The following is a 20500-nucleotide window of genomic DNA, read 5'->3' as shown; positions in this document are numbered from 1 at the left end:
ATCCGGAAATGAGGATTTTTCTTTACACGCTGCGCGTGCTCAGTCCCACCCCTGCGGGGCGGGTCCCGGTTTCTTCACACCCTTCGGGTGCTCAGTCCCACCGCTTCGCGGCGGGTCCCGGTTTGGCCAAGATCAAGGAAATCAAACGCTTGTGCGGAGGCGACCTGCAGGTCGCCGCACAAGCAAACGTGCAGATTGACGCCGAGATTGGTCAAAAAGACCCTTTCCGGATGGAAACGAGCTAGAAGGGCCAGGTGCGCCAGTACAGCTTGCTTCGAATCCAGAACCCGTAGATCCCGAGCGGCTCGAAGAGCATGATCAGGACCATGATCAGTCCATAGACGATGAACTGGATGTTTGAAACACCGGTGATCGAAAAATAGCTCTGCGAAAGCACCTGAAGCCATTCCCCCAGATAGGGGATGCTCAGGATGTTGCGCAGTTCGAGATCGAGCCAACTGAGGAGACACGCCCCCGCGATCGACCCGAAGATGGACCCGAGCCCTCCAACGACCACCATGGCCAGAAAGATGATGGACATGAGCAGACCGAACATCTCCGGCTCGATGAACCGGAGGACGAAGGCGTACAGCCCCCCGGCGATGCCGGTGTAAAAGGCGCTCACGGCGAAGGCGAGCGTCTTGTAGAGCGTCAGATTCACACCCATCGTTTCAGCGGCGACATCCGCATCGCGCAGGGCGATGAAGGCGCGGCCCACTTTCGTCTTGATGATGTTGCGTGCGGCCAGCGTCAGGAGGACCGTGATAATCACCAGCAGATAGTAGAAATCGCGGTCGGAGTCCAGGTGCCAGGGACCGATGACGAGGTCCGGGGTGTGCAGCCCCTGCCGCCCCCCGAACAGCTCGATCCGCCCGATCACCTGGGTGATCGTCAGGCCGAAACCGAGGGTCGCGATCGAAAGATAGGGGCCTTCCAGGCGCAGGGCCGGGAGGCCCAGGAGAAATCCGAAGAGCGCCGCGCCGAGCGCCGCGGCGGGGAGCGCCAGGATGAAAGGGAGATGGACCTCCGCCATCAGGATGATGGTGCCATAGGCGCCCAGGGCGAAGAACCCAGCATGCCCCAGCGAGATCTGCCCCGTGTACCCGACCAGGAGATTCAGACCGACCGCCACGAGGATGTTGATGGCCATGTAGTTGGCCATGTAGATGTAGTAGTTTTTAGCGAATAACGGGAAAAGGACCAGGAAGGCGATCAGACAAAGAAACCAGAAAACGACCACGCCGGAACTGAACAGCTGTACATCCTCATAGTAATCCCTCTTCATGTCCATATGCGGGTACTCCCTAATGATCCAGGTCTCGGAAGTCGAATGAACGTGCAGAGCAGAAACGGTGACAAGATGCCGGGTGTACGCGCAGGGCCGGTTTCGAACGGCCCGCGGGCATTCACTTCCCCGCTAGTTTGTCGGCGACTTTATGATAGTATATCTCCGTCTCCTCCAGCAGGGGCGACTTGTGCCCCATCATGTTGAGTTTCATGATCTGGTAATTGATTTTCTTGATGAGCTTGTACCGCTCCCTCTCGTCAGGGATGCCCTCCAACAGATCTTCCATCTGCCGGATTTCCTTCTTGAGCTGCAATTCCGGCGGGAGGCAATCGGCGTTTTTCAAAATTTTGTAGGCCATCCTGAGGTCCTCGGGGATGCCGCTGTCATCCTCGAGTTGGAGGGGTTTGCCGCGGCCCGGCAGATCTTTGAACTCCCCCCGGTCCACGGCTTCCTGAATGCGCCGCTCGGCGATCTTGTCGAATCCAAACATAGGCGTGCGAAAAACGCTCCTTCACGATGGAAAAAGGATGCATGCCCGGGCGGGAATCCCCAGGACGCGGGGTTCGAGCATGTAATCTTCGAAACGGTGCGCATTTCGCGTCCGCCCCGATCCAGGGGGATCAGCTTTCCCGGGAGGGAATATAGATCATTCTTGGATTAGGAGATCGGACGATGAAGATGCTCGGTTACCTTATTATACAAATTTCGTTCGGATTTCAAGCCAAATCGCCGCAGGCTGCACCCAGCCCGCAGACATATCCGGCTTGACAACGGCCTGCCCCGTCGGTTATTCCCATGATATTCAACCTTTTTGCCTTTGCCACGGGCAGAGACCCTGTGGACCCGGTTTGTGGAAGCCGATATGATCGACCCGCTCGACAAAAAAATCATCGCCCAGATCCAGGGAGACATCCCCTTGGAGGCGCGGCCGTTCGCTGCCATCGCGGCGCGGCTTGGCATCCAGGAGACTGAAGTGCTCGAGCGGATCCGCCGCCTGAAGGCGCACGGAACCATCCGCCGCTTCGGCGCCACCCTCCGCCACCAGGAGGCCGGGTTCGGCGCCAATGCCATGGTGGCCTGGCGCGTGCCCGATGAGCGCATCGACGAGGTGGGAGAAGCGCTGGCGCGGTTCCCGGCGGTAACGCATTGCTATCACAGACCGCCTCAGGGCGAGTGGCCTTTCAACCTGTACACGATGGTTCACGGGAGCAGCCGGGAAGAATGCCGCCGGATGGCGCGCGAGATGTCGGAGGCCGTCCAGATTCGGGATTACACCCTGTTGTTCAGCGAAAAGGAATTCAAGAAAACCAGCATGGCTTATTTTTGACCCGTGTCGACATCCCCGAAGAGGTCCTGTCACACAGGGAGGGAGGCTATCCGCAGCATGGAGCGAAACTCGACCGAATGGTTCCGGCAAGCGCAAACCTATATCCCGGGCGGCGTCAACAGCCCGGTCCGGGCCTGCAAGGCCGTCGGACTGGCGGCCCCCCTGTTCATCGAGCGCGCGGAAGGATGCCGCGTCTGGGACGTCGAAGGACGCGAGTACATCGACTACGTCGGGTCGTGGGGCCCCATGATCCTCGGGCACCGGCATCCGAAGGTCGTCGAAGCCATCGAAAAGGCCTTGCAGCGCGGGACCAGCTACGGCGCACCCACGCCGCTAGAGGTCGCGATGGCCGGCGCCATTGTCGACCGGATTCCATCGATCGAAATGGTGCGCATGGTCAACTCCGGCACCGAGGCGACGATGAGCGCCATCCGCCTGGCCAGGGCCCACACGGGCCGGGACAAGCTGGTCAAGTTCAACGGGTGTTACCACGGCCATGCCGACAGCCTGCTGGTGGAGGCGGGTTCCGGAGTGGCCACTTTGGGGATCCCCGGCAGCCCGGGGGTGCCAGCCGACATCGCCCGGCATACCCTTTCGCTCCCCTTCAATGATCTGGACGCCGTCGAAGCGACCTTTTTGAAATACGGGCCCGAGATCGCCGCGGTGATCGTCGAACCGGTCCCCGGGAACATGGGGGTCGTTCTCCCGCACGACGGATACCTCCAAGGTCTGCGCACGATCACCGAGACGTACGGAAGCCTGCTCATCTTCGACGAGGTCATCAGCGGCTTCCGGGTGGCTCCGGGCGGCGCGCAGGAGCTTTACGGCGTTCTGCCGGATCTGACCTGCCTCGGGAAGATCATCGGCGGCGGGCTGCCGGTCGGGGCTTACGGCGGCCGTAAAGAGATCATGTGCGGCATTGCACCGGAAGGAAGCGTCTATCAGGCCGGAACCCTGTCCGGCAATCCGCTGGCTATGGCCGCAGGCCTGGCGACCCTCGAACTGCTGGGGGAGGCGGGCGTCTACGAAAGGCTGGAAGCAGCCGGCGCCAAACTGTTCCAAGGGCTTGCCCAGGCGGCCAAAGCCGCGGGGATAGACGTCGTTGTCAACCGCGTGGGTTCGTTGGGAAGCCTGTTTTTCACCGGCAGCCCGGTAACGAGTTTCGAGACGGCCCTCCAATGCAACAAAGACCGATTCGTGGCCTATTACCGGCGCATGCTCGACTGCGGCATTTACCTGGCGCCTTCGCCTTTCGAAGCGGCCTTCGTCTCGCTCGCCCACGATCCGGGAAGCCTGGAAAAAACCATCGCCTGTGCCGCCGCGGCCTTCGATAAACTGCACTAAAAAGATTGACTTCCTTTGAAAACGTGTGCTAAAGACCTAGCGGTCTCGAAGCCGTCGGCGCACCCGGCAGGAGGGGCCGCAAGTATCATGGATGAAGACCTGAAAAGAACGGTCAAGGCCTTGGGTTACATCAGCACCGTAGGCCTTGCCATGGCCCTTTCGATCGGCCTCGGCGCCTTGATCGGGAACTATATCGACAAGAAGTTCGACACCGAACCGTGGTTCTTCTACATCTTTCTCGGATTCGGAATTGCAGCGGCTTTCAGAAATCTGCAGATCCTTTACAAGAAAGCCAAGGACCTTTGATGGAGTGGGACAGCCTTTTTAAAACCTTGAGAATCCAGAACTGGCTCATTCTGATGCTGCTCGGGGGGGCCAGTTTTTTCCTCATGAGCCCTCATTTCACGTTGGGCGTCCTGATCGGCGGTCTGCTGATCATCGCCAATTTCAACGTCCTGCAGCACACGATCCGGTGCGGATTTTCATCGGAAGGCACCCTGCAGGTCAGCCGCAGGTCCATCATTGTCAAATTTTATCTGCGCCTTCTGGCCATCGGTTTTCTGATGTACGTCCTGATCACGCGGGACCTGGTGAGCCCTGTCGGGCTGGCCGTAGGGCTGTCGATCGTCGTCATCAGCATCATCCAACTGGCCTTGCGTCTCGTCTGGAAAACATCTTCTGGGGAGGTTGTCTAGATTATGGAGCATCCGATCTTTTTCATCGATTCACTGCTTGAATCCTTCGGTTTTCACCATCCTGCGGATTTTACGCACGTTACGCATATGTGGCTCGTCATGCTGCTGCTCATCCTGAGCGCCCTGCTTTTTGCCAGGGGCGTTCAGCTGCTGCCGAAAAAGGGCCAGAATTTCTTCGAGGTCGTCGTGGACGGGCTGGAGAGTTTCATGGTGGAGATCAGCGGGCCCGAAGGGCGTTTCTTTTTCCCGTTCATCGCCACCGTCTTCCTCTTCATCCTGGTCTCGAATCTGCTCGGCCTCGTTCCCGGGTTCTTCTCACCGACGGCGAACCTCAATACCACGCTGGCCCTGGCCCTGTGCACCTTCGTCTACACGCACATCATCGGCATCCGCTTTCACGGCATCAAATATATCAAGCATTTCACCGGGTCGGTCTGGTGGCTCACCCCGTTGATGCTGCCGATCGAAATCATCGGTCACTTCGCCCGGATCATGTCCCTGAGTGTACGGCTTTTCGGGAACATCTTCGGGAAGGAAATGGTGCTCGGCATCCTGTTCGGCCTGGCCGGGCTCTATCTGGCGCCGCTGCCGATCCTTTTCCTGGGCATCCTCGTCAGTTTCATTCAGGCCCTGGTGTTCATGCTCTTGTCCATCATGTATTTCGTGGGTGCCATGGAACACGCCCACTAGCGTAGTGGAAGGCTTTTTGGGAAGAAGGCCGCGTTCAAACATCATTTGTGGAAAGGAGGGTTGGTTCGTATGTCCAAAAAAACAGTCGTTGGGGTTCTCACAGCTCTTATGGTTCTGGGTATGACATCGATGGCCATGGCCGCTGACGGCCAGGCACAGGCGGCAGCGTTCTGGGTATTCTTCGGGATCGCCGTCGCTTGCGGTTTCGGCATCGGCGTCGCCGCCCTGGGAACCGGCATCGGTATGGGTAACGCCATCAACGGTGCGCTGCAGGGTACGGCTCGGAACCCGGAAGCGGGCGGTAAGATCATGACCACCATGATCATCGGTCTCGCCCTGATCGAGTCGCTGTGTATCTATGCGCTGGTCATCTGCTTCATCCTGGTCTTCAAGATTCCAGATATCGAAGTCATGCTGAAGTCTATAGGCGCGTAAGGGTCCTCTTGAAAAAAGGGGGCCTGCACAAGGCCCTCTTTTTTTTCGCAGACATGTGCAATATTTCACAAAATCACGGTTGACCTCGCTGCTCCACGGTCCTCAACGCCATGGTCGGGAAGACCACCTGAGGTCGACTGCACGATGACGCCCCCGGGCTCCTTTCTCGGGCTGCCTCCAGGACGTTTTCGGATGCCGATGATCAAAGAGTCCAAAATTCCTCAACCGACCATCGAGCGACTCGCTCTGTACTCGCGCCCTCTCGAGGGGCTCGGCGACGGTGCTTCGCAGGTGATCTCCTCCGAAAGGCTGGCGGCACTGTGCGGCGTCAATTCGGCGCAGGTCCGCAAGGACCTCGCCTACTTCGGCGAGTTCGGCATCCGCGGGGTCGGCTACGATGTCAAAGACCTCCTGAAAGCCATCAAGAAGATCCTTGCCACAGACCGTGTCTGGAAGCTCTGCATTGTGGGAATGAGCTATCTGGGCACCGCCCTGGTCGAAAACGAAAATTTTCGCCGGCGCGGCTATCACTTCGTTGCGGCCTTCGATCCTGACCAACGGAGGGTCGGCAAGGTCCTGCCCTGCGGCCTCGTTGTCGAGCCGATGCGCAGCATTAAAAAGCTCGTCCGGGAGCTTGGCATCGAGATCGGCGTCATCACCACCCGCCCCGAGGAAGCCAAACGGTCGGCGGATCTCCTCATGAAGGCGGGGGTCAGGGCCCTGCTGAACTTCACGCCGGTAAGGCTCCGGATCCCGGAGTGCTGTCTGATCGAAAACGTGGACATAACGGTCAAGCTGGAGAATCTGGCCTATCATCTGAGCAAGAACAAGCCTTGAGCACCTTCGCAAGAAACCTTCCGGTGTGGGATTGGGGCACCCTGGACAATTCCTCCGGCGTACCGGACGCCACCAGATAGCCTCCCCCTTCTTCGCCGCCCTCCGGCCCGAGATCGATGATGTAGTCTGCGGTCTTGATCACGTCGAGATTGTGCTCGATCACCACCACCGTGTTTTTTTGAGCCACCAGATAATTCAGGACCTCCAGAAGCTTCTGAATGTCCGCGAAGTGCAGCCCCGTCGTCGGTTCATCCAGGATGTAAAGCGTCCGGCCGGTGCTGCGCCGGCTCAGTTCCCGCGAAAGCTTGATCCGCTGCGCCTCGCCGCCGGAAAGCGTCGTGGCGGACTGCCCCAGCTTGACATACCCGAGCCCGACATCCAGAAGGGTCTGGACGGTCTTCCGGATCGCCGGGATATTCTCGAAGAACCCATAGGCCTGGTTGACGGTCATATCGAGGACCTCGGCGATGTTCAACCCCTTGTAGCGGATCTCCAGCGTATCCCGGTTGTACCGAAGACCCTTGCAGGCCTCGCAGGTCACGTATACATCCGGAAGGAAGTGCATCTCGATCTTGATGATGCCATCCCCCTGGCAGGTCTCACAGCGGCCGCCGCGGACGTTGAAGCTGAAGCGGCCCGGTTTGTAGCCGCGCATCCGCGCTTCGGGCAGCTGGGCGAACAGATCCCGAATGTCCGTGAACACGCCGGTATAGGTCGCCGGGTTGGATCGCGGGGTCCGGCCGATCGGACTCTGATCGATATGGATGACCTTGTCGATGTGGCGGGTCCCGCTCACGGCCTTGACCGCCCCCACCGGGCCGCTCGCCCGATAGAGATCCCGGGCGAGGGCCGGGTACAGGATCCCGTTCAAAAGGCTGCTCTTCCCGGACCCGGAGACCCCGGTGATGCACGTGAACGTCCCGAGGGGTATCCGGACCGTGATATCCTTGAGGTTGTTTTGCCGCGCCCCTTCGATCACGATGCTCCGGCCTGTTCCCTTGCGGCGCGCAGCGGGCACGGGAATGCACCGGCGGCCGGAAAGATAGGCCCCCGTCAAGGAGCGGCCGTCCTCGATCAGCGCCGAAGGCGGGCCTTCGAAGATCACCTCCCCCCCGTTGCTGCCGGCCCCCGGCCCCATGTCGACGACATGATCGGCCGCCAGGATGGTCTCGGCGTCGTGCTCCACCACCAGCACGCTGTTCCCGAGATCCCGCAGCCGCTTCAGGTTCTCGAGCAGGCGCAGATTATCCCGCTGATGAAGGCCGATGCTCGGTTCATCCAGCACGTACAGGACCCCGGCAAGCCCCGACCCGATCTGGGTGGCCAGCCGGATCCGCTGATCCTCCCCCCCTGAAAGCGTCGCCGAGGGGCGGTCGAGGGTCAGGTAGCCCAGCCCGACGCTTTTCATGAAGGTAAGCCGCGCCTGAATCTCCCGGGTCACCCGGGAGGCGATGGCCGCCTCCCTCGGGCCCAGCTCCAACCGGTCAAAAAACCGTTCGGCGGCGGCGATTGAAAGCGCCGTGACCTCGTGAATGGCCTTCCCACCGACCCGAACCGCCAGGACAGGCGGTTTGAGTCGCCCGCCGCGGCAGACGTGGCAGGGGCGTACACTCATGTACTTCTCGATCTCCTCCCTCACTTGGTAGGAGCCGGTCTCGCGGTAGCGCCGCTCCAGATTCGGGATCACGCCTTCGAACGGCCGGGTGTAGTCATGCCGGCGCCCCTCCCGTTCAAAAAAGAAAGCGATCTCTTCGTCCCCGGAGCCATAGAGAAAGGCCTCCTGGATCTCGGACGGGAGTTCGCCGAAAGGCGTGTAGACGCTGACCTGGTAATGGTCGCAGAGGGAATCGAGCATCTGCTGGAAATAGACCGAATCCCGGCCGGCCCAGGGGGCGATGGCCCCTTCCCGCAGCGAAAGGCCGGGGTCCGGCACGATCAGCACGGGGTCGAAGTGCCTCCGGGTCCCCAATCCATTGCAGGCCTCGCAGGCCCCTTGCGGATTGTTGAAGGAGAAGGCCTGCGGCGAGAGCTCCGGCACACGGTAGCCGCATCGCGGACAGGCCGCCGCCTGGCTGAAGGAAAACACCTCGCCTTCCTGAACCGCCGCCACCGCCTTGCCCTCTCCCATGGAAAGCGTCAGTTCCATGGAATCGCTCAAACGCTGACGGATGCCGTCGCGAATGACCAGCCGGTCCACCACCACCAGGACCTCATGGTCCCCTGTCTTGTCGAGATTGATCTCTTCATCGAGCATGCGGGTCCTCCCATCGACCTGCACGCGCGTAAACCCCTCCTTGCGAAGCCGCTGAAAGACCTGCCGGTAAGCCCCTTTGGGCCCGGGAGCGAGAGGGGCCATAATCTGGATCCGCGCCCCTTCGCCAAGGGCCATGACCCGGTCGATGATCTCTTCGGCGGTCTCGGAGCGGATGGGCAGATTGCAGGCCGGACAAAAAGGCAGGCCGATGCGGGCGTAGAGGAGCCTCAGGTAATCATAGATCTCCGTGACGGTCCCGACCGTCGAGCGCGGATTTCGGCTCGAAGAACGCTGCTCGATCGAGATGGCGGGTGAAAGGCCCTCGATGGCGTCCACGTCCGGCTTGTCCATCTGCTCGAGGAACTGCCGCGCATAGGCCGAAAGGGACTCCACATAGCGGCGCTGGCCTTCGGCGAAGATGGTGTCGAAGGCGAGGGAGGACTTCCCCGAGCCCGAAAGGCCCGTGATGACAACCAACTGATCTCTCGGGATATCCAAAGAGATGTTCTTGAGGTTGTGCTGGCGGGCGCCCCTGATCTTGATGCAGCTGTGGGTCATGGATCTCTGTCGATCGCGGCCGCTTCACCCGCGGCGGCCCGATGCCTGACCATGGATGCCGCCATGCGAAGCGCGGCCATCAAGCTGGAAGGATCGGCAAGGCCTTTTCCCGCGATGTCATAGGCCGTACCATGGTCCACGGACGTCCGCACGATGGGCAGCCCCAGCGTTACATTCACACCGTCGGCAAAATGGAGGAGTTTCAGGGGAATCAGCCCTTGATCATGATACATGCAGACCACAACGTCGTAGCGGCCGGCCGCCGCGTGGAAAAAGAGGGTGTCCGCAGGCAGCGGCCCCGCGACCTCCATCCCTTCGGCCCGGGCGGCCTGCACGGCGGGGCCGATCACCCGTGCCTCCTCATCGCCGAAAAGGCCCTCCTCGCCGGCATGCGGGTTCAGGGCCGCCACAGCGATCCGGGGCCGCTCGATCCCGAAATCCCGCCTCAGGGCCTGATGCGTCACGGAGATGGTGCGGCGGATGGCGGATGCATCCAACAGGCCGGGCACCTCTTTCAAGGCGCAGTGGATCGTCACCAGCGTCACCCGCAGCCGCTCCCCGGCCAGCATCATGACATAGTCCCGTGCCCCTGTCCGCTCGGCGATCAACGGGGTGTGGCCCTCGTAGTGAAAACCCGCCGCGTTCATCAGGGCCTTGTTGATGGGGGCTGTCACCATGGCGTCGATCCGCCCCTTCCGGGCGAGTTCGACCGCTTCGAGAATATACCCCACCATGGCGCGCCCGCCCTCCACCGTGGGCCTTCCCGGAACGCGTGAGGACGGCGGGAGATGGGAAAGCGGCAACAGGTCGACCCGCCCGGCAAGGCCCCCGGCTTCGGCCGGATCTTCGATGGTCCGAACCGCCATCCCCGGCGGAAGGGCCTCCCGCATCACCTCGGCATCCCCCAGAACAAAAGGTCGGCACCCACGGTAAACATCAGGATCCGCGAGGGCCCGGGCGATAACCTCCGGCCCCACGCCCGCCGGATCGCCCATCGTGATGCCGATCAGAGGTAAAAAAGGCGTCTTTGCCATGTCGTTATGCGCTCCGCACGGATTTTTCAAGGAACGGGATTCGGGCGCACGGCCGCAGAAGGATTCACCCGCCGAAATCGGGGATGATGAGTTCGATCCGGTCGCCGTCTTCAACCCTGACATGGGCATAATCCTGAGGATAGACGAACGCCCCGTTGCGCTCGACGATCAGATGGGGGTCCTTTTTGTTGCACTGTTCGATCAATTCGCGGATGGTGAGCACGCCGGGTAGTGTTCTAGCCGTCCCATCCACCGTGATATTCAACGCCATGACCCTCTCTCCTCGATCATTCGGGGCATCGGCGGCCTCCAGGGAGCAAGGCCGAAGCACCGGAGTCCACGCATCTGCGAAACAACCGGGGCCTTTATCCCAAGGCGGCCGCGCAATCTCCAAAACAGCCGGGATTGCCCTCCTCCGACAACCCCGTTGACCTTCATCTCGGCGGCCCACTGGGACCGGTCTGCTCGGAAGCGTCTTCCTTCGGAAGCGACCATTCTTTCCGGAGCCCCGGGGAGGGAAGAAAGGAATGCCCCACCCGTTTCACGTCTTCACGGTATATATTACATGATTACTGCATCGTTTCAAACACCTGATTGTGATCCTGCCGGGGCGGATTTCCAGCGGGCCCGGATGCGATTTTTGTCATCAGGATGGCTGACAAGCCTTTCCCGGCCTCGCGCCGTTCATTTCCCTCTTAAAAATCTGTCCAGCCATCTTCGTGCTTCGGAAGGTCCGCCTAAAAACCATATCATTTCCGCATTTCCTCCGGATCAGACATTGACAGCATCCCCCTTCAACCTCTACAATCAGCATCATATTTCCACTATTTCTTCCACCTCTCAGCCCTTGCGCGTCACAGAGGAAACCACACCATGCTGATTCAGCCCGACTGTATCCCCTGCATCTTGAAAATGGCTGTCTATGTTATGCGTGCCTTGCAGTTCGACAAAGACGAAAGCAGAGTGTTGTACGGCCGCATCGCGGCCCTGCCCTCCTTACAGGGCGGCCGGTGGAACTATACCAGTCCGGAAATCATCGAACAGGTGATGGACATCATCCTGCAGGCCCGGCAGGAAGAGGATCCATTCCATGCAATCAAACGAACCCAGAACCAGATGATCATTGACGTGCTCCCTTACCTCGAAACGCTTGTTCGCGAAGATCCCAACCCGCTTCTCACGGCCGTCAAACTCGCCATCCTGGGCAACAACATCGATTTCATGGTCGGAGAGAACCCGCCGGACATCAAACACCTCATCCGTGAAAAGCTTCAGGCCCCCATCCCGCCGGAACGGTTCGGCCGCCTCGAAGAGGGGCTCTCAAGGGCGAAGCGAGTGGTCTACTTCGCCGACAACGCCGGAGAGATCGTCTTTGATAGAGTGCTCATCGGCATCCTCAAGGAGCGGTTCGAAGCAGACATCACCGTCGTGGTCAGGCAGCGCCCCACCCTGAACGACACCACCCTCGAGGAGGCGCGGGCCGTGGGCATCGACGCGCTCGTGCCCGTCATCCCGAACGGCATGGACGGGCCGTTTCCCGGCACGCGGTTGGAGCGGTGTTCAGCCGAGGTGAACAGCCTTGTCGAGGAGGCCGATCTGATCCTTTCGAAAGGCGGAGGAAACTACGACTCCCTCAGCGAGGAACGGGAGGACGTCACCCGCAAGATCGCTTATCTCCTCGTGTCGAAATGTTATCCCTACTACGAAGAATTCGGTGTTCCGCTGTTTCAACCCGTTCTCGAAACCTTCACGGGCAGGAAACATCCCTCTTCAATCGACATTTAGCACATGGATGCCTTCCGATCCCGGGACGACACCCCCTCTTCAACAAGCGGGGAACCAGGAACCCGCTCTGTCGGGAAAAGCCGTTCTTGGACGGAAGCACAGGAGGCCCCATGACGGAAGCAGTTGCAACCATCAAGGAAAAGGCCTTGTCGCTCGGCGCCCAGGCGGTCGGCATCGCCTCGGTCGAGGCCATCAACCAGTACGCCCCGGCGGGGCACCGCCCGGATGACCTCCTGAAGGGCGCCAGGAGCGTGGTGCTGCTCGGCGGAGGCCAACCCACGGCCGGCGCGTGGCGATCAGGAACCAACCGTGTCCTCGGAAGCATCGGGTACAGCCGGGGCGAAACGGGCAGCGCAGCCCGCAAGCTCGCCTATTTCATCGAAGCGCAGTATGGTCATTACACCATACCGATTCCCACCGGGGAGCGGAACGGGCACTACCCGTACCTGAGTCTGAAGCTCTGCGCGGAGATGGCCGGCCTCGGCACGCGCAGCATGGCGGCCGGGATCATCCTCAACCCCGTCTACGGTCTGCTCTACTTCAACGGCGTCATCACCACGATGCCGCTACCGGGCGACGGCCCCCTGGAGAAGCCTGTGTGTCCCCATCCGTCCTGCGTCCGGCTGTGGGAAAAGAAGCAAACGACGCCCTGTCTGTCTGCCTGCCCGGACTGCCTGTCCGGTGAGTTGAAGGATGGCCTGATCAGCTGGATGGAATACCGCCAGGAGGGCTGCTACCCCCGGGCGCAGACCGCCGCGCGGGATGTTTTTCAGAAGCTCCTGCTCGAGGTCGTCAACGAAGAGGACAAGGACCGCCGCAAGACCATCCTCTTCGGCAGTCACTTTACGAGGGCGGTCCGGGGCATCGCCTATTCGACCGAACTGTCGGCCCAGTGCTTCAACTGCCTGAAACGGTGCCCCCTGATCCCGAGAAGACTTCATCCGCACACCCCGCCGCAATAGGAGAAAGTCCCATGCCACGACCCGTTTCACCGGAATTGTATCAGCGCTACGGCCGGCAGGTCTGGGAGTGGACCAACCGCGTCCAACGGTTCGTCCCCGGAGAGCAGAACCGCGGACTGACCGACCAGGAAATCGCATCCCGCCTGGGCCTCACGGTTCATGAGGTCATCGAGATCCGCGCGATCGCGGAACATGACCGGATCCCTCTGGAGGCCTATCTGGAGGCGGAGGAGATCAAGGAGAGCCGTTTCAAGCGGATTCCGGAGAAATAGAACACACCTAGGCAGGCGACAAGCAGCCGTTGGAACTCTCTGCTGAAGCCCGCTGGAAAGGATCGAACGTCATGAAGCCCCTTGCCGACTGCGCCCTTTGCACCCTCGAATGGATCTTCGGGAGGACGGCGTCCTCTTTGGACGAACCCGGGAGGCTCGAATTGATCCAGACCCTCCTCGGTGTCTTTCACCAAACCTTCGATGCCAGGGAGAACTTGGGTTTTGCCGCCAGAGAGACGCTCGATGCCGTGACGCCTCAGGTGGTCGCCGCCGCCGGCATTTACGATAAGATCAAGAAGGAGAGCAACGAGGCGGTCAAGGCCCTGCTGCCGGCCGCCAGACGCTTCATCGCCGAGGGGATGACCCCGAAGGAGCGCTTCGAGCGGGCCTGTTTCCTCGCGGCCACCGGCAATGTCTCACCGCTTGCCGCCCCGAGCGGCGGGTTGACATTCACCGAAACCGAGGCCCTGATGGCGGGTCAAACCGAATCTCCCGTCCTCATGGGGGACGTGTACGAGGCGGCCCGCGATCGGCAACGGGTTCTCTATCTCTTCGACAACGCGGGCGAGGTCGGCTTCGACTCGTTGCTGATCGAGCAGCTCGAGGCCATGGGCGCCGCCGTGACGCTCGTCCTCAAGGAAGCGCCGTTTTTCGAGGATGCCACCCGCGCCGATGCCCACTTTTTCGGCCTCGAGAATCTGAGCGAGCGCATGCTGAGCGTCAAGACGCTTCTGGTCCCCGGCAGAAGCACGCCCGAACTCGAGCGCGCCATCACCGAGTGCGATCTGATCCTCGCCAAAGGCACTTTCAACATCGAAGCCACCTACGAAGAAGGCATGGGGAAACCCGTGATCTACATGCTGAAGATCAAGTGCGGCCCTTTGTCGCAGAAGCTCGGCGTACCCCAGGGCCGTTTCGTCGTCGCCCTGTCCGAACCCTGACCGGGCAAAGATCTCCTCACCGGACGCAGCTTCCATGCCTGCAACGGGGCTTAAAAATTCTTCATCATGCTCATGATCAGGTAGGGCACCTCCAATCGGCCGGTCGGGGCCAGGATGCGGCTGCTGAAATTCGTCGTGTACAGTTTTTTCATGGTCCGCGAGAGCTTGCGATACTCGGAGGTGTCGATCGCCTTGGCGATGTCCGCCAGGCTGCGGGCGGTACACTCCGCCAGGATACGGGGGCCGACTCCGACGGAAAGGCGCCACCCGTGGGTCACGGGCACCCCCATCTCCTTCATCGCAGGGATGGCCTCTTCGACCACGAACCGGTTGTGCTCCGTCTCCTTGCCCGGAACGATATCGTAATACTGGTTGAATTTCCAGGCTCCGGTCTGGATGCTGTAGGCCTGATCCCTGAACATGCCCGTGGGGATCCACAGCTTGCTTCCGTAGTTGTAGACATGCTGCATCAGCTTCGTGGCTACCTGGCGGTATTCTCTGGACGCAAGGGCGGCGAGCAGGCCCATGTCGTTTTTCACGGTGGCCACCGCCACGATCCTCGGCCCTCCACCGACGGCCACGTAGAACCCGCCTACTAGTTTGATCCCCAGCTTTTCGAGCGCCGGATTGAACTCCTCAGAAATAAACCGGGAGTAGTCATCGTATTCGCCTGGGTTGACGTCCCAGTACTGGCTGAACAAAATGGTCATGAGCGTTCTCCCTGAATCAGGAACACCGGGTTCCTGTTGAAGAAGGGGGCGTTATGACGGTCACATCTTGAAGATCCGCGTCATCAACTCGGCCAGGTACTCGGAATCGTCCTCCTTCTTCTTCGAGAACTTGGCCGGTCGGGTTTGAACCCAGAACAGATTTTCAGGGAAGGACATATCATCGTCTATGACCCACTCCATGTCCTGGGGCATGTCGAAGTACGACTCCACCTTGAGGGCGATCCGCACGATCTCCTGCAGTTCCTTTTCCTCGAGACAGGGCTTTCCCTGCAGCTCCTTCGGAACGCTGACCATCGCAATCCCGTCTTTGCGAAACACGACCATGCGCAGCTTCTGGCTGATCGTGGACGAAACAACCTCTTTGGTCTCCTTGTCGATCACGAAGCTGTCCGGAGTGATCTCACCGGACACGACACTCTCGCCAAGTCCCCAGTTGCCCTCGACCACCACCTTGCTCAAATCCCCTGTCGTGGGCTGAACCGTCAGCGTGACCCCGGCGCACCGGGCACTGACCATCTTGAGGACCGCAACTCCGATGGGGGCCTTGGCCATGTCCATGCCCTTTTCGAGCCGGAAGGCGATGGCCCGCGTCGTAAAGGCACTGCTCCACACCCGGATCACCTTCCGGACCACTTCCCGCTTTCCCTTCACGTTCAGATAGGTCTCCATCTGCCCGGGCATGCTCACCGCACCGCTCGACCGCGTTGCGACCGCCACATCGGGCTTGCCGACCGTCTCGCACAGTTCGTCGTAAAAGCCGTAAAGCTCCGCTTTCATCGCCTCGGGCATGTCCTTCGATTCAATGATGTTGCGGATCACACGGCCGGCCTCGACCTGTTTTTCCACCTTGCGCAGGCTTTCTCCCGCCTCTTCCACATACTTCCGAATCTCATCGCCAGCGCCGGTCTCGCTCATGAACCGTTCGTAGCCGTCTACGGAGATGGCGAATCCAGGTGGAACGCGCATACCCATGTGCACCATCTCCCCCAGATTAGCACACTTCTTTCCAACCAGATCATTGTGCTCACTGCGGAGTTCATCGAGCCTGTAAATCCATTTTTGCGCCATTTTGAATCCTCCCCTGAGGCAGCGGGTTGGTCCCGCAGGACCGTTGCCGGCCCCGCAGGACAACCCTACGCCTTTGGTCCGAAACCAAAACCCGCAGGGTGGGCGTGCCCATCACGCCTCTCCTCACCCTGGAAGGTCAGGTGAAAACGAGCCGGTCCGTCGCGGACCCCGGCCGATTACTTGTCCAGGATATAGACGGTCCCCATATTGGCATCCACTTTGACCTTCTGACCGGAGCGGATCTTGGTGGTGCCCTCGAACACGTTCATCACCACGGGGATGCCGTACTCCCGGCCGACGATGGCCGCATGCGACAGGCTGGCGCCCCGATCCACGATGACCCCCTTGATCATGCTGAAGATAGGGGTCCAGCTGGGCGACGTGCTGGCTGCAACCAGGATGTCCCCCTCCTGGATCAGACTCAGCTCATCCTCGTTCATGATCACCCGTGCGGGGCCTTCGGCCACCCCCGGAGAACCGCAGGTGCCATAGAGATCCGCCTTCAGTTCGGGGCGCACCTGCGGCATGGAACCCACAACGACCTTGCTGGCGATGGGATCGTTGCTCTTGACGAGCACACCCATGGCCTGGTCGAGGTCGAAGCCTTCCTTCAAAAGGGCCGGCGGATTCGGGTGCTTGCACCACTCCTCCCACTCCGCGCGTCTACGCTCGACGATGTAGCGCATGTCGAACTGATCCGGGTTGATCCCCGCCCGCCGCACCTCGTCCGGCTGGAGATAGAACATGTCCTCGGGATCGTCGATGGCCCCCTCCTGCTTCCAGCGTTTGCCCATGCCGAGGACGATCCGCCGGATCATGGCGTGGGTGTACAGGTCGAGATAATGGTCGTGCTCCTCGCTGAAGACCCCGCTCTTCTGGGCAAGGCGCATCAGTTGCTCGAACCAGCCCCTCATTTCGCGCGGCACCTTTTCGAGGACAGCCTTCTCGGCCTCCAGACGCGCCTCGGTGATCTTGGCGCGCTCCGCCTCGAGGTTGAAATCGCCGCCCTTCTGCAGGAACTGCTTCACGTTCACCAGGGCCGGGGTCGGGTCCTCCACCCACGTCGGGAGATTGATCTCGCTCATCCGCTGCATCCGCCAGCCATCCTCGTTCATAAAGGCGCTGAAGTCCTTCATGAAAGAACGACCTTGATCGACGGTCTCCAGTCTGGCCTTGATCCCGTCCACCTCGCCTTCCAGAAACACCTTTTCGAGGCCATCCTCGCGGGCACGCTGCGAAAACTCCCACAGGCGCTTGTCCACCTGGAACACCTTGTTGTCGAAGCCGGAGACGAGCTGATGGAACGTCGGGTTCGTGTCGTCGATACCGGCCAGTTCCCGGCACATGTTTTCGAAAAGGATGTAGGCCGTGTAGGTCCCGTACATCATGTACATGTGGATCTCCCACATCCGGCGGCAGGTGCAGATCGTCTCCTCGAAATTGGCGAGCAGATCGATGTTCTCGGCGGTGTCCAGATCCAGTTGCTTCAAGGCCTCGTAACGCCCCAGGATCTCTTGGACGAAGCCATTCCACAAACCATCGTAATCTTTAATAAATGGAAGAATCGCTTCACGAAATTTTTTTTCACGGCGCTGTTTTTCCTCCTCGCTCTTGACCAGCAGAAGGGTCAGATAACCGCCTCCGTTCATGAAGCGCCAGTCCCATCCTTTGACCGTCGGCAGGCTGAGCTTCTCCGCTCCCCATTGCATGCCGTGACGGCAGAAGCTCACCCAGAACCAACCAAACATGGGCGTCCATGGCGGCACCGAGTGCGTGCCGTCCAAAAACCAGGCAGGCGACAGCTCAAAGTCTCTTTCCGGATCGAATTCCAGACCTGGAACCACATCGTAGACCTTCATGTTTCTCCCCCTTTAAAGCGTGGTTGTGGAAGTAAAAACCGGCTTCTGCAAATCCTCCTCTGATACCTGATCTTCCGGCGACCGCCGGCGCCCATGCTTCCCGAAGATCTCGCGCGAACAACCTCCCAAATGCGGTGGGATGCACCTCTCACAGGTTGAAAGCAAGGGGATACCGCAGCCTTTTTCCTCTGCACCTCCTTTCCCGTTGTGTCTTCGCCTACGCATCGACGAGGGTCAATGCCCCCGGATCGCACCATTTCACACACTGGGGATCCGGCGGGTCCCCGCAGAAATCGCATTTGAGCGGGATGCCCGTATCCGGTTCTCTGAAGGCGGACTTGACCGGACACGAGGCCCGGCAGACCACGCACCCGTCCACCTCCAGACCATTGATCACCACCTTGCCCCGGGAGTTGCACGCCGCCTCCGTGTACGGGCCCGCAATCACCGGCAGGCAGACATCCTCCCCCAAGAACACCCGGATCCGCGACCGCTGCGGATTGACCGAACCCGTGTGCTGGAGCGAGCAGGCCACCTGGCAAAGCTTGCAGCCGGTGCACTTGGCATAATCAATCTTGATTCGCATCGTCCTTGCCCCCGTCTTCCTCGGACAACCCCAACTCCCTCAGCTTCGCGGGCGTGGGGACCCCATCCTCATCCCACCCCCGAAGGGCGTAGTACTCCGGCAGCATCCGATCCATGTGCACCACTTGCCCCTTCACCCGCGGCTCATCGGTGATTCTCTTCGGGAGCGCGTCGTCCTTTTTGGTGAGCCCCGCCTTGAGGTTGAAGAGGCGCTCCATGTTCCAGATCCTCTCCCCCATCAACGCCAACTCCTCGTTCGCATAGTCGATCCCGGTCACCGTCTTCAACCAGACCTGGAGCTTTTCCCCCCACAAGGGGCCGTGGTAGATGATCCAGCACAGGATGGCCGAATCCACCAAGGCGATGTAATCCTGGTCGTATTTCGCCCATTTCAGATGTTCGGCCGGGTCCCGGCGCCCGTCGTAGAAAGGCAGCGTGGCCTTCGTGTGGCTGCCCCCGACGTTGTTGGTGGCGTACTGGAGCCCGATGATCTCAACGCCCTGTGGGTGCCAGGCGGGCATCCCCATCCCCTTGACGCCCATGAAGAGCTCCGGGTGGCCGTAGCGCTCGGCCAGGAACTTCCCGCCCTCGGCAAGGACCGCTCCGAAGGCCTCGCGGACGGCTGTCTGATGGAGCAGCGCGAACATCGCCTCCGTATTCCCGAAGCCCATCGGAAACCCGAGGTCCTCCTCCGGCAGAAACCCCGATTCATACAATTCCATCGCGCAGGAGATCGTAGCCCCGGCGGTGATCGTGTCCATCCCGAGCTCGTTGCAGATGTAGTTGGCCCGGCAGATGTCGTCGAGGTCCCCGAAGCCGCAGTTGGACCCGAGCAGCGCCATGCTCTCGTGCTCCGGCCCCTTGGTGGTGCCCGGGTAGGCCGGGTCGTCGATGCGGCTGCGCTTGCTGCAGGCGAAGGGGCAGCCGAAGCAGGCCTCGTCCCGCACCCGGATATGGTCCCGCACGTGGTTCGGGTCCTCGTACCACTCGAAGGCCTTCGAGTAGCCCTCCTGGAAGTTCCGGGTCGCCTGGGTGCCGCTCTTGTTGGCGCGGCCCGGCAGCGACCAGGTGCCGTACATCCGCCGGGCGTAGAGGACGCGGTTCTCCCGGCCCTCGTCGAGGAATCCCATGACCGCCTGCCGGTACCCCTCGACGTCCGCCACTTCGACCGAGCCGGTGCCGCCCGCCACAATCGCCTTCAAGTTCTTCGAGCCCATGACGGCCCCCAGGCCCGAGCGGCCTGCCGCGCGGCCGCCATCGGCCATGATGCAGGCAAAGCGCACCAGATTCTCCCCTCCGGGCCCGATGCAGACGATGCTCAGGTCGTTCAACTGCCAGTCGTCAAGTTCCGCACTCAACTCCTGTCGCAGGGCGTGCTCCGTAGCGGTCGACCACAGGCCCCACAATTGCTCCGCCGGCCGCAGCTCCACCTGTTCATCCCGAATATAAAGATAGACCGGTGAGGAGGCCTTTCCTTCGAGGATCAGGAAATCGTACCCGGCATATTTCAGGTTCGGTCCGAAATAACCGCCGCAGCAGGGGTTGGCGATGAATCCGCTGAGGGGCGACTTGCTCACCACCACGAACCGCCCTCCCGCCGGGACGCCGGTGCCGGTCAGGGGACCCGTCGCGAAGATGAGCTTGTTCTCCGGCCCCAGAGGGTCGATCCGTGGGTCCATCTCGTCCATCAGAATCTTGAGGCCCGCTCCGCGCCCCCCGACGAACTCCCGGCACAACTCCGGGGAGAGGTCTTCGATCGAGCGGTTTCCCGTCGTGAGATCGATCCGCAGAATCCTGCCTTTCCATCCAAACATCGCGGCTCCTTTCAAAGACCC

Annotated in this window: 22 protein-coding genes; 12 read left to right on the top strand and 10 right to left on the bottom strand. The window is 60.8% G+C overall.

What is annotated here, in order from left to right; all coding sequences use genetic code 11:
* Positions 1-122 precede the first annotated feature (122 nt).
* Entirely contained in the window at positions 123-245 is a 123-nt protein-coding gene (locus tag H567_RS29820) for a hypothetical protein (protein ID WP_279614978.1), read from the top strand.
* Here the strand turns inward: H567_RS29820 and H567_RS0108380 are convergent.
* Together H567_RS0108380 and H567_RS0108375 are read right to left on the bottom strand one after the other, a co-directional pair.
* Complete coding sequence (locus tag H567_RS0108380) at positions 242-1291, bottom strand: branched-chain amino acid ABC transporter permease (RefSeq protein WP_028321060.1); 1050 nt, start codon at positions 1289-1291, stop codon at positions 242-244. The two genes, H567_RS29820 and H567_RS0108380, sit on opposite strands and share 4 nt — an antisense overlap.
* Positions 1292-1406: 115 nt before the next feature.
* Positions 1407-1778 carry a DnaJ family domain-containing protein gene (locus H567_RS0108375; RefSeq protein ID WP_028321059.1) on the bottom strand — a complete coding sequence of 124 codons (372 nt, stop codon included), beginning with the start codon at positions 1776-1778 and terminating at the stop codon, positions 1407-1409.
* 372 nt (positions 1779-2150) lie between these two features.
* Between H567_RS0108375 and ahbB the strand changes: the two genes are divergently transcribed.
* The 7 genes from ahbB (at position 2151) to H567_RS0108340 (ending at position 6616) form a co-directional block, all read left to right on the top strand.
* The gene (gene ahbB, locus H567_RS0108370) at positions 2151-2615 is read left to right on the top strand and encodes a siroheme decarboxylase subunit beta (RefSeq protein ID WP_028321058.1); all 465 of its coding nucleotides are present in this window, start codon (positions 2151-2153) and stop codon (positions 2613-2615) included.
* A 57-nt stretch (positions 2616-2672) separates the two neighbouring features.
* Positions 2673-3959 carry a glutamate-1-semialdehyde 2,1-aminomutase gene (hemL, locus tag H567_RS0108365; RefSeq protein ID WP_028321057.1) on the top strand — a complete coding sequence of 429 codons (1287 nt, stop codon included), beginning with the start codon at positions 2673-2675 and terminating at the stop codon, positions 3957-3959.
* 87 nt (positions 3960-4046) lie between these two features.
* Positions 4047-4265, top strand: a complete 219-nt coding sequence (locus H567_RS0108360; protein WP_028321056.1) for an AtpZ/AtpI family protein — start codon at positions 4047-4049, stop codon at positions 4263-4265.
* The gene (locus H567_RS23830; protein WP_051184631.1) at positions 4265-4654 is read left to right on the top strand and encodes an ATP synthase subunit I; all 390 of its coding nucleotides are present in this window, start codon (positions 4265-4267) and stop codon (positions 4652-4654) included. Before H567_RS0108360 ends, H567_RS23830 begins: the two co-directional genes overlap by 1 nt.
* 3 nt (positions 4655-4657) lie before the next feature.
* Complete coding sequence (gene atpB, locus H567_RS0108350) at positions 4658-5344, top strand: F0F1 ATP synthase subunit A (protein ID WP_028321055.1); 687 nt, start codon at positions 4658-4660, stop codon at positions 5342-5344.
* Positions 5345-5413: 69 nt separating this feature from the next.
* Entirely contained in the window at positions 5414-5779 is a 366-nt protein-coding gene (gene atpE / locus H567_RS0108345; protein WP_028321054.1) for an ATP synthase F0 subunit C, read from the top strand.
* 192 nt (positions 5780-5971) lie between these two features.
* A complete protein-coding gene (locus H567_RS0108340; RefSeq protein WP_208598349.1) occupies positions 5972-6616 on the top strand; it encodes a redox-sensing transcriptional repressor Rex in 645 nt (214 codons plus the stop codon).
* On the opposite strand, the gene uvrA is transcribed toward H567_RS0108340, so the two are convergent.
* The 3 genes from uvrA to thiS all read right to left on the bottom strand — a co-directional run bounded on the left by uvrA (position 6570) and on the right by thiS (position 10733).
* A complete protein-coding gene (gene uvrA / locus H567_RS23825; protein ID WP_051184630.1) occupies positions 6570-9428 on the bottom strand; it encodes an excinuclease ABC subunit UvrA in 2859 nt (952 codons plus the stop codon). The genes H567_RS0108340 and uvrA overlap by 47 nt on opposite strands.
* On the bottom strand, positions 9425-10462 hold the full coding sequence (pdxA, locus tag H567_RS0108330; protein WP_028321052.1) for a 4-hydroxythreonine-4-phosphate dehydrogenase PdxA: 1038 nt from the start codon (positions 10460-10462) through the stop codon (positions 9425-9427). The genes uvrA and pdxA overlap by 4 nt, the downstream gene beginning before the upstream one ends.
* A 64-nt stretch (positions 10463-10526) precedes the next feature.
* Positions 10527-10733 (bottom strand): sulfur carrier protein ThiS, encoded by a 207-nt coding sequence (gene thiS / locus H567_RS0108325; RefSeq protein ID WP_028321051.1) that lies wholly within the window; start codon positions 10731-10733, stop codon positions 10527-10529.
* A gap of 602 nt (positions 10734-11335) precedes the next feature.
* Between thiS and H567_RS0108320 the strand changes: the two genes are divergently transcribed.
* The 4 genes from H567_RS0108320 (at position 11336) to H567_RS27075 (ending at position 14422) form a co-directional block, all read left to right on the top strand.
* Positions 11336-12247, top strand: coding sequence for a damage-control phosphatase ARMT1 family protein (locus tag H567_RS0108320; RefSeq protein WP_028321050.1), 912 nt, complete (start codon positions 11336-11338; stop codon positions 12245-12247).
* A gap of 110 nt (positions 12248-12357) precedes the next feature.
* Positions 12358-13209, top strand: a complete 852-nt coding sequence (locus H567_RS0108315; protein ID WP_028321049.1) for a hypothetical protein — start codon at positions 12358-12360, stop codon at positions 13207-13209.
* An 11-nt stretch (positions 13210-13220) separates the two neighbouring features.
* A complete protein-coding gene (locus tag H567_RS27080; protein ID WP_153306100.1) occupies positions 13221-13481 on the top strand; it encodes a hypothetical protein in 261 nt (86 codons plus the stop codon).
* 71 nt (positions 13482-13552) lie between these two features.
* Positions 13553-14422: an ARMT1-like domain-containing protein gene (locus tag H567_RS27075; RefSeq protein WP_051184629.1), complete on the top strand. Its 870-nt coding sequence runs from the start codon at positions 13553-13555 to the stop codon at positions 14420-14422.
* A gap of 50 nt (positions 14423-14472) precedes the next feature.
* On the opposite strand, the gene H567_RS0108295 is transcribed toward H567_RS27075, so the two are convergent.
* The 5 genes from H567_RS0108295 to H567_RS23810 all read right to left on the bottom strand — a co-directional run bounded on the left by H567_RS0108295 (position 14473) and on the right by H567_RS23810 (position 20479).
* Positions 14473-15132: a hypothetical protein gene (locus tag H567_RS0108295; RefSeq protein ID WP_028321047.1), complete on the bottom strand. Its 660-nt coding sequence runs from the start codon at positions 15130-15132 to the stop codon at positions 14473-14475.
* Between the two features lie 60 nt (positions 15133-15192).
* A complete protein-coding gene (locus H567_RS0108290) occupies positions 15193-16221 on the bottom strand; it encodes a PEP/pyruvate-binding domain-containing protein (protein ID WP_028321046.1) in 1029 nt (342 codons plus the stop codon).
* A gap of 176 nt (positions 16222-16397) precedes the next feature.
* A complete protein-coding gene (locus H567_RS0108285; protein WP_028321045.1) occupies positions 16398-18080 on the bottom strand; it encodes a PEP-utilizing enzyme in 1683 nt (560 codons plus the stop codon).
* A 217-nt stretch (positions 18081-18297) separates the two neighbouring features.
* Positions 18298-18666 (bottom strand): 4Fe-4S dicluster domain-containing protein, encoded by a 369-nt coding sequence (locus H567_RS23815; protein ID WP_051184628.1) that lies wholly within the window; start codon positions 18664-18666, stop codon positions 18298-18300.
* A complete protein-coding gene (locus tag H567_RS23810; protein WP_051184627.1) occupies positions 18650-20479 on the bottom strand; it encodes an aldehyde ferredoxin oxidoreductase family protein in 1830 nt (609 codons plus the stop codon). The genes H567_RS23815 and H567_RS23810 overlap by 17 nt, the downstream gene beginning before the upstream one ends.
* Between the last annotated feature and the right edge of the window lie 21 nt (positions 20480-20500).

It is taken from the genome of Desulfatiglans anilini DSM 4660 (assembly GCF_000422285.1).
In the GTDB taxonomy this organism is placed as follows: domain Bacteria; phylum Desulfobacterota; class DSM-4660; order Desulfatiglandales; family Desulfatiglandaceae; genus Desulfatiglans; species Desulfatiglans anilini.
Note: the sequence above shows the minus strand (reverse complement) of the source record. Positions and strands in the feature narration are given on the sequence as shown.

What these genes read in the sequence shown, in the direction of transcription:
- H567_RS0108380 (WP_028321060.1), bottom strand. Translation starts at nt 1,291, where the DNA reads ATGGACATGAAGAGGGATTACTATGAGGATGTACAGCTGTTCAGTTCC.
- H567_RS27075 (WP_051184629.1), top strand. Translation starts at nt 13,553, where the DNA reads ATGAAGCCCCTTGCCGACTGCGCCCTTTGCACCCTCGAATGGATCTTC.
- H567_RS27080 (WP_153306100.1), top strand. Translation starts at nt 13,221, where the DNA reads ATGCCACGACCCGTTTCACCGGAATTGTATCAGCGCTACGGCCGGCAG.
- thiS (WP_028321051.1), bottom strand. Translation starts at nt 10,733, where the DNA reads ATGGCGTTGAATATCACGGTGGATGGGACGGCTAGAACACTACCCGGC.
- H567_RS0108320 (WP_028321050.1), top strand. Translation starts at nt 11,336, where the DNA reads ATGCTGATTCAGCCCGACTGTATCCCCTGCATCTTGAAAATGGCTGTC.
- H567_RS23810 (WP_051184627.1), bottom strand. Translation starts at nt 20,479, where the DNA reads ATGTTTGGATGGAAAGGCAGGATTCTGCGGATCGATCTCACGACGGGA.
- H567_RS23830 (WP_051184631.1), top strand. Translation starts at nt 4,265, where the DNA reads ATGGAGTGGGACAGCCTTTTTAAAACCTTGAGAATCCAGAACTGGCTC.
- H567_RS23815 (WP_051184628.1), bottom strand. Translation starts at nt 18,666, where the DNA reads ATGCGAATCAAGATTGATTATGCCAAGTGCACCGGCTGCAAGCTTTGC.
- H567_RS0108290 (WP_028321046.1), bottom strand. Translation starts at nt 16,221, where the DNA reads ATGGCGCAAAAATGGATTTACAGGCTCGATGAACTCCGCAGTGAGCAC.
- H567_RS0108375 (WP_028321059.1), bottom strand. Translation starts at nt 1,778, where the DNA reads ATGTTTGGATTCGACAAGATCGCCGAGCGGCGCATTCAGGAAGCCGTG.
- atpB (WP_028321055.1), top strand. Translation starts at nt 4,658, where the DNA reads ATGGAGCATCCGATCTTTTTCATCGATTCACTGCTTGAATCCTTCGGT.
- ahbB (WP_028321058.1), top strand. Translation starts at nt 2,151, where the DNA reads ATGATCGACCCGCTCGACAAAAAAATCATCGCCCAGATCCAGGGAGAC.
- uvrA (WP_051184630.1), bottom strand. Translation starts at nt 9,428, where the DNA reads ATGACCCACAGCTGCATCAAGATCAGGGGCGCCCGCCAGCACAACCTC.
- atpE (WP_028321054.1), top strand. Translation starts at nt 5,414, where the DNA reads ATGTCCAAAAAAACAGTCGTTGGGGTTCTCACAGCTCTTATGGTTCTG.
- H567_RS0108360 (WP_028321056.1), top strand. Translation starts at nt 4,047, where the DNA reads ATGGATGAAGACCTGAAAAGAACGGTCAAGGCCTTGGGTTACATCAGC.
- hemL (WP_028321057.1), top strand. Translation starts at nt 2,673, where the DNA reads ATGGAGCGAAACTCGACCGAATGGTTCCGGCAAGCGCAAACCTATATC.
- H567_RS0108315 (WP_028321049.1), top strand. Translation starts at nt 12,358, where the DNA reads ATGACGGAAGCAGTTGCAACCATCAAGGAAAAGGCCTTGTCGCTCGGC.
- H567_RS0108340 (WP_208598349.1), top strand. Translation starts at nt 5,972, where the DNA reads ATGCCGATGATCAAAGAGTCCAAAATTCCTCAACCGACCATCGAGCGA.
- pdxA (WP_028321052.1), bottom strand. Translation starts at nt 10,462, where the DNA reads ATGGCAAAGACGCCTTTTTTACCTCTGATCGGCATCACGATGGGCGAT.
- H567_RS0108295 (WP_028321047.1), bottom strand. Translation starts at nt 15,132, where the DNA reads ATGACCATTTTGTTCAGCCAGTACTGGGACGTCAACCCAGGCGAATAC.
- H567_RS0108285 (WP_028321045.1), bottom strand. Translation starts at nt 18,080, where the DNA reads ATGAAGGTCTACGATGTGGTTCCAGGTCTGGAATTCGATCCGGAAAGA.